We start from the raw sequence: 12,864 nt of genomic DNA, 5'->3' as shown, positions 1-12,864 counted from the left end.
GTTGGCATGCTGGGCGGGGAGGGTGGCGGCGCGGCTTGAGCTTCATACCTGCACCGCCCTCACCGCTGATCTTGAGTACAGCGAGGTACCTGTGGGAGCGGGCTTGCCCGCGAAAAAGACACCGCCGTGTCAGGCACGGCGGGTCACGTCAGATCCATCTCAAACCACCTCACAGCAAGCGGCCACCGCATCGATCTCCACCAGCATGCCATCCAGCGCCAGCCGTGGAACGGGGATCAGGGTGCAGACCGGATGCCCGCTTTCCCAGACCCGATTCACCTCGCTGACCCATTCACGCAAGCGATGCTCATCATGATCGACGATCAACAAGGTCAGCTTGAACACCTGTTGCAAGCTCGCGCCCTGCGACCGCAGCGCCGTGTCCAAATTGGCCAGTGCCTGCCTGGCCTGCGCGGCAAACTCGGCGGGCAGTCGCCCGTCGACATCCTCGCCCCCTTGTCCGGCAATGAACAACAGCCTGGCTCCAGGTACTACCGCGGCGACGTGGGAGTACCCGTTGCTGCTCGGGTCATACAGCCCGGGTGGATTGGACAGCGCGAATGCGGGACGGGAATCTGCGGACATGGGATTGCTCCAGAGGATAGAGCGGGCAGTCTGCAACCTCGAGTCAACTTGAGGTCAAGCGTGTTTCAAAGGGCTTGCAGGGCCTCTGTGGGAGCGGGCTTGCCCGCGATCACGGGCAACGCCCGTGCCATGCACCGCATCGCCTCCTTCGCGGGTAAACCCGCTCCTACAGAGTGGGCGTCGCACTTACGAAACGCGATTTTTCAGTGTCCGTAATGGGGCGAAAGCAGTCACCCGCTACCGCCAGCTCCCGCTAAGGCGGTGGGGAATTTCAGGAATGAGGGTGAGTCGTTGATTGCACGATAAACAACGAAAACCATCAAGGTCAGCTAGAGTTTTGATGAGTACAACACCGCGAGATAACGATCATGCTAAAACAAGAAGCAGACGACGTGATTGAGCGTATTCGGGAGGACCTGAAAAGGCACGGTGTGCTGATCGGCTACGATCCCGAGTTTACTACTGCTGAATTCGGGTGCGACCTGGACCATCACGTTGCTCAGGTCAGAGAGGATCCGAACAACCGTGTGTTGCAGATTGCGATACATGACGAAGGGCTCTGGCACCAGCTCCAGCAGGGAAATGTGTATCGGTGTAGCGTCAGTGATTGTCGAGGAAAGCTCTTCGGCATTCCTATTACGATAGAACCGAGAGAGGATGAGTCCTACACCATTGAGTACAGGCTCTGAAGTTTCAGGAGGGTCGTCTGCCGTCCAGATTCCCGTCCCGCAGACGAGTCGGCAGATCACCCTCTGTCGGAAGCAAAAAGCCCACAGCGATTTTCGCAGTGGGCTTGCGTCCATACAGGATGCCAAGCCTCGATCCCATCTGCCCTGATGTCCAGGAACTGCCTGTCGAGCTGCAGTATGGTCGGCGCATCAGTTGTTGGCACAGCCATTCCCCACGATTCTGTACTCCATGATATGCCGCTTGCCATTGGAGTCGTCGTAAGTCAGCTGCATCGGCACAACTTCGCAGACATTGGGCACCGGCGTAACAGCCACAACGTGCGCGATATCCAGGTTCTGAGAGTAGCGATAGGGTTCAACCGTCATTGGTGCAGCTCGAGTACCTTGGTCATCGGCCATGGCAACAGAACCAAGGCAGCCTAGGAACAGAGCGAGTAAGAGTTTCATGGTGATCACCTGTACTGAGGGCGTAGGAGGGCCTGAGCATCCGATTGGCGCTCAGTCGTCATGAATGTTGGGGACGGCCCGGCGCGGTATGGCGCCGGGCTGAGCTACATCAGAAGGGCTTGGTAGGCAGGTACTTGCCGTCCAGCGTGATCACAGCTCGGTGACCACCGTCCGGGTCTTCGACCTTCTTGATGTCCAGCTTGAAGTTGATGGCACTGATGATGCCGTCGCCGAACTTCTCGTGGACCAGCGCTTTGAGGGTGGTTCCATACACCGACATCATTTCGTAGAAGCGGTAGATGGTAGGGTCGCTCGGCACCCCGTCGAAGAAGCTGCCGCGGATCGGCATCGATTGCAGCAGTGCGACTTGATCAGCGTCGAGGTCGAGCTTTTCGCCTACGACCTTCGCGGCGCTTTCAGGCAGCGGATGTTGGCCGAGCAAGGCCGCGGTGACGAAGGCCTCGGACAGGCCCGTACCGTCAACGATTTGCGCAAAGGACAGGTCCTTGCGAGCCTTGGCCTGAATGATGACTTCGGTCAGTTCCTGGCGAGCGGTGCGGGTGGCTTGGGTCTGGATCATGGTGAGTCTCCTGGGTAAGAAAAGGTGCAGGTACAGGTTTCAGGCGACGTGCCTGGCTGGCTGGGAAACGGCGTGGACTTCTGGGTTTTCCGCGAGAGAGACGAAGGTGCCGGTGCTGCCATCAAAAGCGTCGATACGTCCGCTCTCGATGTCATAGATCCAACCGTGCAGGGTCACGCGGCCTTCTTCGAGCGCCAGGCGCACGGAGGGGTGGGTCTGGATGTTGGCCAACTGCGCGACCACGTTTTCGCGCACCATGGAAGCAACCTTGCTTGGCCCGTCCGCATGCTGACGGGCCTCATTGACTACCTTGGCTGAGTCGGCATACCGCAACCAGCTGGCTACGGCGGGCATGTGATCCAGGCATTTGCAGGTGGCGATGGCGGTCATCGCGCCGCAGTCGGAGTGGCCGCAGATCACGATGTCTGCAACGTTGAGTCCGGCGACCGCGTATTCGACCGACGCCGAAACCCCACCCGGCTCTGGCCCATACGAGGGCACGATATTGCCGGCGTTGCGGATTACAAACAGATCGCCTGGCTCGCGTTGGGTGACCAGTTCAGGCACCAGTCGGCTATCAGAGCAGGAGATGAAGAGAGCTTTTGGCGCCTGCTGATTGGCAAGGTCCTTGAACAGCTTGACCCGCTCAGGAAAGGCGTTTTTTTGAAACTTCAGAAATCCGTCGATGATCGCTTTCATGGTTGCTGTCTCGATGTCGCTGGGTGTGAGACGGAGATTAAGCAGCCCGTGGCATAAGGTAAAAGTCTCATTTATTATGAGTCGGATCAGATTATCTTATGGTTTTAGGCATGCTCGCTCGCCACATCCAGTACTTCCTGGCCGTTGCAGAACATCTCAGTTTCACGAAGGCCGCAGCAGCGCTGCATGTCTCTCAGCCGGCGCTTTCTCAGCAAGTAAGGCAGTTGGAAGAGAGCCTGGGAGCCCAGTTGTTCGACCGATCAGGCCGCACGACGCGTTTGACTGACGCGGGGGAGGTCTACCTTCTCTATGCGCGCCGTGCGTATCAGGAATTGCAGGAAGCCAAAAGGGCTATACATGATGTCAGCGACCTCAGCCGTGGCTCATTGCGTGTTGCCGTAACGCCGACGTTCACGACCTATCTGGTGGGGCCGCTGATCGAGGCATTTCACTCCAGGTACCCCAAGATCACCGTCAACCTGAAAGAGATTTCCCAGGAGCGTATCGAGGAGCTGCTGTTGGCGGGAGAGCTGGACGTAGGGATCGCATTTGATGAAGTACATGCGCCGGATATCGAAGCCATCCCCTTGCTGAACGAAACGCTCGCTTTGGTCATGAACCGCAGACACCGCCTGGCCGAGGAACGCTCCATTAGTTCGCACGGCCTGAGTGCAGAGTCTTTGGTCTTGCTCAGCACAGAGTTTGCCACTCGCGAGCAAATCGACCGCTACTGCCGCAAATATGAGATTCGCCCCAAGGTGCAGATGGAGGCCAATGCCCTCGGCGCAGTGATCGAGATCGTTCGCCGGACGAATCTCTCGACCTTGTTGCCTGCCAGAATTGCGTTGGCCCATGACGACCTGGTCGCCATCACGCTGGAGCCGGAGCGCTTGCAGCGACGGGCCGTTCTGATGCGGCGCAAAGACGCCTTTCTGAGTGCGGCGGTGCGTGTCTTCATCGAGCTGGCTAAAGAAGTATCCAGCGATCTTGATCGTTGAGGGTTTGCGCGACCGTAGGATGTGCGTGTGCAACAGGGCCCAATGGCAAGTGCAACGATGATGGCCTAGCCGACCTACGAAGCGGAGACTGGCAGGAGAGGGAAGCCCCTACTGCTTTCTAGCCGCTGACGGCGCACTGATGTGTACTACTAACCTCCAGCAAGCAACTCACCCCTAAATCAGATGACTTCCTACACGAACGAATCAGATTTTCGCTATTTCATGTAGGCCCTTTCCCAAGCATCCTCCGTCCGCTTTTGCATCATACAGATGACGACTAGTCTCGCCGGGTCGTTGCCAAATCAACGACCGGGCCTGCAAGCCCGAAGATGAGACTACCTTCGCTGGCCGAGCCTACTCGGTCACGCCGTCTATGGTGGCTACGTGCGGGAGATCTTCGGATCTGCCGGTTTTCTCGTCTTCCGGTCTTGCAGACCTGTACGTAGCCGCCACCCATCAAATGCAAGTGGTGTCGTGGTGGTCCAATCGAATAGACGAGATCACGCCATGCTCAAGATAGTCCCCGACCCACCGCACACTACAGAAGCCCCCGACTACCTCGAAGACACTCTGGTCGAAGCCATGGAATACACCCTGTGTGGCCTGGCAGTAGCCAACCAGTCGATCACCTTCCTCCCCAAATCCCCAGCCACGATCATGCTGCTCAGCGTGATGCACGAGCTCGACGCCGTGCGCTCGCTGTTGGAGTGTGCGTTGGCCCAGGTGCAGCTCAAGAGTCGAACGCGGCCGCTATCCCTGCATTAGTCCGTACTCATTTCCAAAAGGCTTGCAGGGCCTCTGTGGGAGCGGGCTTGCCCCGCGATCACGAGCAACACCCGTGCGATACACCGCATCGCCTGCTTCGCGGGTTTACCCGCGAAGAGGCCAGCATTGGCACTACAAAAAATTAGCCCACACCATCACCGCTGCCCCCGCACACCCACCCCATTCACAGCACCTCGAAGGACTTCCCCATGGACAAGGACTCACCAGACCACCTCGGCAAACTCGGCTGGACCGTCGGCACCACACCTGCCTGGAAAGCGAAGTCAAAGGCAAACACCTGTTCCGCGTAGAGCCCGGCAACTGCGCCGACCACGCGCTGCAACAGGCTTCGGAACTACTCAATAGCGCGCGGCGGGCGTCGTTCATCGGGGTGATGGACGACGAACCGGTGCTGGTTTGGGCGGCGCATTACCTTAGTGAGATGGCCAAGGCGTTGATGGATGATGCGCATAGGGGGATGCATAAAAGGGATTGAGGGAGAGGTTGGGCAGCTCAGAGTTGTCCGTCCGGATGTACGGCTACGTCTTTGGATGACCGATTTCGACCCATTGCTGACGTTCGCAAGAAACACGACAATTTGCGTTCGCTTGGTGAGGTGACGCATGGCGATCATAGAAGTATCAGAACACGCTGACTGGAAGCTTTTCGAGAGCGTGGCTCAGAGGCTTGAGCGTGTCCTAGGCGGTTACTGGAAGAAAAAAATTGACGGGCTGGATCAGCGCTACTGGGATCTGATAGTGGGGGACCAGACGCTTACCCTACATCTTGAGCACTATTTGGGTATTTCAGTATGTGTACCTGATAACGCCAATGAGATGGCTCAAAAAGTACGTGCGTTGGTTGAATAGGGTGACGCTTCACTTTTTTTATGGAGGCAGAGGTGAGCGAGCTACGTCGCGACAACCATTTTATCCCCAAGCTCTATCTAAAAAAAAATGGGCTCAAGAAAAGGGGAAAGATTTAGTTACCGCTCCTCAGTCCGCTTCCGGCCGGTTAGCGACTGCTGCTCTGGTTAACCATCCTTGTCCTCCCGCACGTGGAGGATTTGCCATGGAGGCGCAGAACGAGTTCTGCTTGGCTCTGATGGTTGGGAAGCGTCGTCGACCAACTAAGAACTCCGTCTAAAACCACTTGTTTTTAGGGGGATGAGTAAGGTAGTACTGGACCGCGCCTTCAGTTTCCGCATTCAGTGGCGTCTCAAAAACTGCTATCACCTGTGCTGCGAAGGTGCCCCAGTCGGCCTGTGGTTTATTTGGGAGTCCTCCAGAAGCCCAACGGCCTTGAGGCAATACTCGCAGCGTGCGAATTCACGAAAAAACGAGAAGGCAAGGAGATCCAATTCGGTAGGTGTGGTCATGTTACGGGGTCCTCGCTGTTCGCGGGTGCCTAAGGCGCTTTGTGGACGTTCGTATTGTGGTATGCCAGATAGCGGTCTCCAAGAGAGTGCCCCTCTGCTGGTCGGAGGTCGGTTTGGTTGAGAGTGCGCGCGCCGTAATCAAGCTCGGCGTGGTGATTCGGGCATACGCAGACGATGTTCTCCAATATATCCGGTCCGTTATGGGGGGCTCCCAGTGGCTGAACATGATGGGCTTCAGCGTACCGGCTCCCATCAGGCAGTGTGATCGTGTGATCGCAGAGTTGGCATTGGTAGTCGTGTAGTTGCTTGACTCGCCGTGCCAGCAATGTGTCGCGAATGATCCGATAAGTTGTTACTTCTGCGCGATCAGTTGAACCTTCAATATCAACGGCCGCAGGCGGTTCTGGAACAGTCTCCTGGGGGAGAAAGGGCAACCAATCGAAGCTTTTCGATTTTTCAATTTCTTCCCTCCACCAGGCAAAGTCCTCAGGCTGTCGACCAAACAACTCAAAATAGCCTTTGCCCGGCATCAATGAGCTGCGATCAATCACCAGACCGGTGATCGCTGGTTTGCCAGTTTCATGCGTCCATTCAGCAAGAGAAACGAGTCCTTGGACCTTGAGGCTTTCGCCAAATTTTTCTCGCAGCTGAGGTAGACCGAGACGGTCGTGCACTTCCTTGTAGCCGATGAAAGTTTGCGGGTTTGCAGGCCTTACGGAGGGTAGTTTGGCTACTAGGAGCGCCAACAGCCGCTGGCCCTGAGCATCAAGAGCAGTAATGGAAGACATATGAGCAATCCTTCGCGCAGAATCGATATGCAACGATATCAATATTGCAGCGTACCTTGTAAAGGCCTGTGGTCGAGGTTGGTGGGATTTAGCTGCTTGTGCCGCTAGTCGGAGATTGAAAAAGCGAGCAATTGCTGCACAGTACCTATGGCACGAAAATCTAAAAAAGTGGAAATGGGTGAAGGCGGCTGCCAGCCCTCAAATGCGAATCTGATGCCTACGTCCGCTTCTGGCCGTTAGCTGCCCCTCCTGAGGGGCAGCAATGGGTCGATAGCAGTCAGTGATGACCGGTCGCGTTCGAACCCGAACGGCCCCCTCCGCAACTCATACTTTGTCCTTGATGGCTGCGACGGCGCCCAGGTAGGCATCATTGCCAATCCCGACCTGACTCCATATCGCGCGTGCCCCCCGGCCGTCTCGGTCATACTGTTCATCCGCATCCCAAAGCGTAAGGATCTGGTTTGGGAAGCAGTATTCATAGCTGTTGAACTCATGCGGGCCAGAGTTATCGGCCTCAGCCATCAGCGAGAAAAGGTCGGGAGCAGCAAGATTGAAAACGTCTAAGCCTTTGAATGTCACCTGGAAAGTTGAACTTCCAGATACGCCAATGAAGATTACTGTCTCGTCGATGTCATACGAGATTTGCATAGCATTACTGGAAAAATAATCGAGCTGCTCACGAGCAGCTTCCAGCGGGTATCCCATGGCGGCCATTACCTCCCTCGTTTCCATGCGTGTAGCACCAAGGCGTACTGGACCTATGGCTTGCAATGGCAGAATTTCAAAAGTAGGCATTCTGAGTTCATCCTGAAAGCAGCAAAGCTGACTGTGAATCGAAAGGTCCGAGGGCTGGATTGGGTGGATGGAGTGTATCAATCGACAGGCTGTAAAGGGCCGAATACGGTCGTTCGCTAGTGAACGGCTTCAAGGGCCCAAACCAGCCGCAGCTAACGCAGTATTTCGAAAACACCAGCAATCCTGGGAGGTCAGCCACCACCCCTCACTCATACCTCACCAACACCACCGTAGCGTTATCCCGCCCCCCATACTCCACCGCCAACCGAATCAACCGCTGACTGCTCGCCGCCAAGTTGTCCCGCCCGGCACCCTCCAGCACCCGCGCCATCTCATGATGCGGCACACACCCATGAACCCCATCACTGCACAACATCAGCAAATCTTCCGCCTGCACCACCTGCACCCACACCTGCGGCTCCACCCGCGGCGCTGGCCCGATCGCCTGCAACAGCACATTGCGCGCCGGCAGCCGATCGAAATGCCCGGCATCCAGAGCCTGCTGGTACCACGTTTGGTCGCGGCTCAACTGCTCCAGCTCACCGTGGCGATAGCGATACAGGCGGCTATCTCCCACATGAAACGCCAACAACGGCCCACCTGCCTGGGGGCGCCAGACGCCGGTGAGGGTGGTGCCCATGCCGCGACCTTCGCTGAGCTGGCGGGTGTGGTTGTGCGCGTACAAGCGGGTGTTGACCGCTTCGAGCGCCTCGTGCAGCACGCTCAGGGCCTGCATCGAGGGCACTTGGCAGGTGGCGTCGGGGTCGCTGGAGGTGTGGGTGAGCTGCGCCAGTTGGTGCGCCAGGCAATCGCGCAGCGACTCCAGGGCCAGGGCGCTGGCCAGGGCGCCGGCCTGGTGGCCGCCCATGCCGTCGGCCACGGCCAGCAGCTCCAGGCGTGGGTCGATCAGGAAGTGGTCTTCGTTGTGCTGGCGCACCGGGCCGGTGTCGCTGTGACCGAAGGCGATGCCGCCGCGCAGCAGGCAGGGCGCGGTTGCCATGTGGTTTTGTGGCGCGCTCATGGCTGCTCCTCGAGAAAGGCGCTGCGTTGGGCGGGGTCGGGAATATGTTCGGCCAGGGTCTGCAACAGCGCCTGGCGGGTGCTGGCGCGGGGCAGGGCGCGGCGCATGACGACGCGGGCGATGGGGCCGATCAGGTAGGTCAAGCGCGTTTCGCAGGCCTCCAGGAAAGCGGGGGCCAACGCTTCTGGCGTGCCGGGTTGGCTGACCAGGATGTCTTGGGCTGGCAGTGTTTCGGTCGAGCTCAGCAGCGCTTCGGTGGCGGCGACGAACTGTTCGCGGCCACGCTCGGAGGGAATGTGCGGCAGCAGGGCGCTGCGCAGGCTGGCGAAGTCGTCGGCGCTAGCCAGGCTGCGCTTGACCAGCAGGCGCGCCAGTGGGCCGATCTGTTGCGACAGCAGCGATTCGAGCTGCGGGCGGACCTGGCGTTTCCACGGGGTCAGGGTGTCCGCCGCTTCACTGCTGCTGGTTGGCGAACTGCCCAGGCTGGCGTGGCTGAACGAGGCGGGCATCAGCAGCCGGGTGCGGTCGTCGTCCAGTTCCACGCTGCCCAGAGTCTGTGGGCCGGACAGGGCTTCCAGGGCGTCGAGGAAGTCCTGCGCCGAGGCGAAGCGCTCGTCCGGGCGCTTGGCCAGGGCCTGGCGGATCAGTTGGTCGAACTGCGGGTCGAGGGTCGGGTTCAGGCTCGACGGCGGCACCGGGGTCTGGTTGAGGATCTGCTGCATCACCATGGTCGCGGAACCCGAGAACGGGCGCTCGCCGGTGAGCAACTGGTACAGCACGATGCCCGCCGAGAACACGTCGGAGCGGCCATCCACCAGTTCGCCGCAGAACTGCTCGGGCGACATGTAGCTGGGCGTGCCGATCATCGAGCCGGTCTGGGTCAGCACCGAGGTGTCGATGCGGGCGATGCCGAAGTCGGTGACCTTGACCTGGTTGTCGGCGGTGATCAGCAGGTTGGCGGGTTTCACGTCGCGGTGCACCACGCCCTTGGCGTGGGCGTAGTGCAGGGCGCCGAGCAGTTGGCGCATCCAGCCCAGCACCTGGGCCAACTGGCGCGGCTCCTGGTTCTGCAGGCGGGTGTTGAGGGCGATGCCGTCGACGAACTCCATGGCGATGTAGGCGGCGCCGTCGTCTTCGCCGTAGTCGTACACCGCGACGATGTTCGGGTGGCTCAGGCGCCCGGCGGCCTGGGCCTCGTTCTGGAAGCGGCTGAGCAACTGGTGCTGCTGGGCGTCGCCGAGCAGCTCGCGGCGGATGGTCTTGAGCGCCACCACTCGGGCGATGTGCGGGTCGAAGGCTTTGTACACGGTGCCCATGGCACCTTTGCCGAGCACGCTGTCGATGCGGTACTTGCCCAGTTGTTCGAGCATGGTGGGCTCCCGGTTATTCTTCGAGCATCTTCATGGCGCTGACCAGGCTGGTGCGCATGCGCACGAACGATTGGCCCATGCGTGCCAGTTCATCGTGGCCGCTGACGTCCATCTCGGGCACGTCGTCTTCGCCGAGGCTGACCCGGTCGGCCAGTGCCGACATCGCCCGCAGGCGGCGGATGACGAACAGGTGGACCATCACGTTGAGCGCGCAGAACAGGAACACGAACACCCCCAGCAGCGACAGCATGAAGGTGTGCAACAGCTCGTTGGCGCGTTGCAGCGGCACGGCCAGCGGCACCGAGACCAGGCGCGCGCCGATGATCTCGTTGAGCTTCCAGCCAAAGCCGTTGTGCGTGCCGTAGCGGTCGACCACGGTTTTCGGTGCGGTTTCCGGGGAGGTATGGCAGGCCAGGCAGGCGGGGTCGGTGATCTGGATCGGCTGGGCGACGAACAGCGCCGGGCCCTTGCCATCGCTGCGCTCGCCGATCAGTTCTTGGGTGTCGGGTTTGCCGCGCAACTGTTCGACCACCTCGGTTTCCCAGCCGGTGGCCTTGTTGCGCGGGTTGGTCGGGTTGAGGGTGGCTTCCTTGTAGAGGAAGTCGGGGTAGGTCTTGAGCAGTTGCTGGAGCTGTTCGGTGGCGGCGAAGGAGGGGATCGACTGTGGCAGGAATTCGAACTTCAGGCGGTTCTCCAGCAGCGGCACGATCTGTTCGGCGGTGTAGGTGCTGCTGGCGCTGGCGGCGCTCATGAGCATGCGTGCCTTGTCCAGTGATTCTTCACGTGCGCTCTTTTGCAGCAGGTAGTGGGCGAACAGGCTGCTGGCGATGAAGCCAACGATGAAGACGGCCAGGAACACCAGGTTGAAGCGTACGGCCAGGGTCAGTTTCATGGGGGCTCCGGGGTGTCAGCGCGTGGCGTTCTTGCGTTCGAATCGGTACAGCGCGGTTTCCCAGTCCAGCGTGCCGCCGAAGCGCTGCACGATGGCCTGGCGGAAGGCCGGATCGGCCAGGCGCGGTGTGAATCGTGTGGCCAAGGATGCGCCGTTGAGCTTGAGGGGGCCGAGCAGCAGCGGGCTGGCGTCGGCGAAGCTGGCCTCACGCAGCTTGTTCAGCGGGTCGGCTGTGAGCTTGCGGGCGGCGACGCTGGGCAGCGGGTCGAAGAAAGCGGGCGGCATCGCGCCGATGAAGTCGCCACTGGGGCGACCCGGCGCGCTCACGGGGCCTTGGCCCTTGGCCTGGGCAAATTCTTCGCGGCGCAGCACCTGCCTGGCAGTGTCGCGCGGCTTCTGCCCCGGATCACGGACGCTGACCATGCCGTCTTCGACGAACACTTCGGTGCCACTGGCGTCGGCATGGATGACGCTGGCGGCCTTGCTCGCATCGAGCGCCAGGTTGGCGGTGCTGACCCGTAGATTGCCTTGGGGTACGCCACTCAACGGTTGCAGCTTGAGCCAGCCCTGCAGCAGGTTGAGATGGGTGGTGTTGCCAGTGTGTTCCAGATACAGGCGGGTGTGCGGGCCAAGGGCAATGCGTGTGCCGGCCAGTTGGTCGATGAGCACGCCTGTGCTGCCGGCTTCGAGGTAGTCGGCACTCTGCAGGCGGGTGCCGGCGCTGGCTTGGTAGACGCTCGTGCCACGCAGCAGTTGCACGGGCTTTTCCGCCGCGCTGATCACCCCGATATCTGCCGGGGCGGCGAGCAGTGGCGAGAGGTGGAGCAGGCCAGCCAGGAGGGGGAGGAGCGCGGTTCTGTTCACGGTTCGGTCATCGTGTGTACGGAAGGGGTAACCCCGGGATGAGCGCAGGCTACCGATTCACGGGGTGCGATGAACGTCAATTTTTTCTATGTATTTCAAGGGGATGTATTGAATGAAATCATGGAATAAAAGGGCGATGGCGGGTGTTCTCGTCATGGGCGCGCGGGTTATTCGTTGGCATTGCTGGCCCTATCGCGGGACCAGTCGCAGCGGCGAACCGCCGCTCCCACAGGCACCCCACCGCTTTCAATAACGATGATGAACCTGTGGGAGCGGCGGTTCGCCGTTGCGACTGGTCCCGCGATAGGGCCGGTAGATACGGCGGGAATAAACGGGTGGGCTGGCTTGTTGTGTAGAGGTCCCCATTGATCACAGGCAAAACACCATGCACCCGACCTCATGCACCACCCCGCAACGCCGCCGCGCTTTCCTCGGCGTCTGCGCCCTGGCCGTGCCACTGCTCGCTGGCGCAGCGCCGACCAGCTTTACCGTCGCGCCGGGCAAGGCCGAGATCCTCGCTGTGCAAGCAGTGGGGGGGCAGGTGTATGACTGCCGGGCCGATGAAACCGGGCATTTGAAGTGGGCATTTCGCGAACCGTTGGCCACTCTCACCCTCGGCGGCAAGACCGTCGGCCACCATTTTGTCGGGCCGTCCTGGGAGATGGACGACGGCAGCCGGGTGACCGGCAAGGTCGTGGCCCAGGCGCCGGGCGCGGGCGAGCAGGATATTGCGCTGTTGCAACTGGAGGTTGCCAGCCACCAGGGGCAGGGCGTGTTGAGTGGAGTGGACGAGGTGCAGCGGCTCGATACCCAGGGTGGCAAGTTCGCCGGAAGCTGCACACAGGAAGGCGCGCTGCACGTTGAACCGTACAGCGCGCGGTATGTGTTTCTGGGGCGGTGATGGAGTGTTCAGGGTTTGATGGATTTCAGTGCCGGCCTCATCGCGGGGCAAGCCCGCTCCTGCAAGGGCCAGTGGCGACCTGTGGGAGCGGG

At 60.2% G+C, this 12,864-nt stretch carries 16 protein-coding genes; 6 read left to right on the top strand and 10 right to left on the bottom strand.

Annotated elements, in window-relative coordinates; translation table 11 throughout:
* Window positions 1-159 precede the first annotated feature (159 nt).
* Window positions 160-585 (bottom strand): RidA family protein, encoded by a 426-nt coding sequence (locus IAE40_RS13795; protein ID WP_197893311.1) that lies wholly within the window; start codon window positions 583-585, stop codon window positions 160-162.
* A 368-nt stretch (window positions 586-953) separates the two neighbouring features.
* Between IAE40_RS13795 and IAE40_RS13790 the strand changes: the two genes are divergently transcribed.
* The gene (locus tag IAE40_RS13790; RefSeq protein WP_197893310.1) at window positions 954-1,274 is read left to right on the top strand and encodes a hypothetical protein; all 321 of its coding nucleotides are present in this window, start codon (window positions 954-956) and stop codon (window positions 1,272-1,274) included.
* Window positions 1,275-1,463: 189 nt separating this feature from the next.
* Here the strand turns inward: IAE40_RS13790 and IAE40_RS13785 are convergent, their stop codons facing one another.
* From IAE40_RS13785 to IAE40_RS13775, 3 genes are all read right to left on the bottom strand, one after another.
* Window positions 1,464-1,721, bottom strand: a complete 258-nt coding sequence (locus tag IAE40_RS13785) for a DUF2790 domain-containing protein (RefSeq protein ID WP_197893309.1) — start codon at window positions 1,719-1,721, stop codon at window positions 1,464-1,466.
* A 109-nt stretch (window positions 1,722-1,830) separates the two neighbouring features.
* Window positions 1,831-2,301 (bottom strand): cyanase, encoded by a 471-nt coding sequence (gene cynS, locus IAE40_RS13780; protein ID WP_054895305.1) that lies wholly within the window; start codon window positions 2,299-2,301, stop codon window positions 1,831-1,833.
* Between the two features lie 39 nt (window positions 2,302-2,340).
* The gene (locus IAE40_RS13775; protein ID WP_200603368.1) at window positions 2,341-3,000 is read right to left on the bottom strand and encodes a carbonic anhydrase; all 660 of its coding nucleotides are present in this window, start codon (window positions 2,998-3,000) and stop codon (window positions 2,341-2,343) included.
* 110 nt (window positions 3,001-3,110) lie between these two features.
* On the opposite strand from IAE40_RS13775, the gene cynR reads away from it, so the two are divergent.
* From cynR to IAE40_RS13755, 4 genes are all read left to right on the top strand, one after another.
* Window positions 3,111-3,998 carry a transcriptional regulator CynR gene (cynR, locus tag IAE40_RS13770; RefSeq protein WP_200603367.1) on the top strand — a complete coding sequence of 296 codons (888 nt, stop codon included), beginning with the start codon at window positions 3,111-3,113 and terminating at the stop codon, window positions 3,996-3,998.
* Between the two features lie 507 nt (window positions 3,999-4,505).
* Window positions 4,506-4,763: a hypothetical protein gene (locus IAE40_RS13765; protein ID WP_197893307.1), complete on the top strand. Its 258-nt coding sequence runs from the start codon at window positions 4,506-4,508 to the stop codon at window positions 4,761-4,763.
* The gene (locus IAE40_RS25740) at window positions 4,708-5,259 is read left to right on the top strand and encodes a DUF3077 domain-containing protein (protein WP_325167279.1); all 552 of its coding nucleotides are present in this window, start codon (window positions 4,708-4,710) and stop codon (window positions 5,257-5,259) included. The genes IAE40_RS13765 and IAE40_RS25740 overlap by 56 nt, the downstream gene beginning before the upstream one ends.
* Window positions 5,260-5,386: 127 nt before the next feature.
* On the top strand, window positions 5,387-5,632 hold the full coding sequence (locus IAE40_RS13755; protein WP_197893305.1) for a DUF3630 family protein: 246 nt from the start codon (window positions 5,387-5,389) through the stop codon (window positions 5,630-5,632).
* 538 nt (window positions 5,633-6,170) lie between these two features.
* Here the strand turns inward: IAE40_RS13755 and IAE40_RS13750 are convergent.
* From IAE40_RS13750 to IAE40_RS13725, 6 genes are all read right to left on the bottom strand, one after another.
* Complete coding sequence (locus IAE40_RS13750; RefSeq protein WP_197893304.1) at window positions 6,171-6,929, bottom strand: HNH endonuclease; 759 nt, start codon at window positions 6,927-6,929, stop codon at window positions 6,171-6,173.
* A 324-nt stretch (window positions 6,930-7,253) separates the two neighbouring features.
* Window positions 7,254-7,724, bottom strand: a complete 471-nt coding sequence (locus tag IAE40_RS13745; RefSeq protein WP_197893303.1) for a hypothetical protein — start codon at window positions 7,722-7,724, stop codon at window positions 7,254-7,256.
* A gap of 205 nt (window positions 7,725-7,929) precedes the next feature.
* Entirely contained in the window at window positions 7,930-8,745 is an 816-nt protein-coding gene (locus IAE40_RS13740) for a PP2C family protein-serine/threonine phosphatase (RefSeq protein ID WP_234465141.1), read from the bottom strand.
* Window positions 8,742-10,115, bottom strand: coding sequence for a serine/threonine-protein kinase (locus tag IAE40_RS13735; RefSeq protein WP_200603366.1), 1,374 nt, complete (start codon window positions 10,113-10,115; stop codon window positions 8,742-8,744). Before IAE40_RS13735 ends, IAE40_RS13740 begins: the two co-directional genes overlap by 4 nt.
* A 13-nt stretch (window positions 10,116-10,128) precedes the next feature.
* Window positions 10,129-11,007, bottom strand: coding sequence for a c-type heme family protein (locus IAE40_RS13730; RefSeq protein WP_153773436.1), 879 nt, complete (start codon window positions 11,005-11,007; stop codon window positions 10,129-10,131).
* A 15-nt stretch (window positions 11,008-11,022) separates the two neighbouring features.
* Window positions 11,023-11,871 (bottom strand): hypothetical protein, encoded by an 849-nt coding sequence (locus tag IAE40_RS13725; RefSeq protein WP_197893301.1) that lies wholly within the window; start codon window positions 11,869-11,871, stop codon window positions 11,023-11,025.
* Window positions 11,872-12,256: 385 nt separating this feature from the next.
* Between IAE40_RS13725 and IAE40_RS13720 the strand changes: the two genes are divergently transcribed.
* The gene (locus tag IAE40_RS13720) at window positions 12,257-12,772 is read left to right on the top strand and encodes a DUF3455 domain-containing protein (RefSeq protein ID WP_200603365.1); all 516 of its coding nucleotides are present in this window, start codon (window positions 12,257-12,259) and stop codon (window positions 12,770-12,772) included.
* Window positions 12,773-12,864: the final 92 nt, after the last annotated feature.

Source organism: Pseudomonas sp. S44, from assembly GCF_016624805.1.
GTDB classification, from domain to species: Bacteria; Pseudomonadota; Gammaproteobacteria; order Pseudomonadales; family Pseudomonadaceae; genus Aquipseudomonas; species Aquipseudomonas machongensis.
The sequence above is the reverse complement of the archived record's forward strand: the minus strand, read 5'-3'. Positions and strand labels throughout refer to the sequence as shown.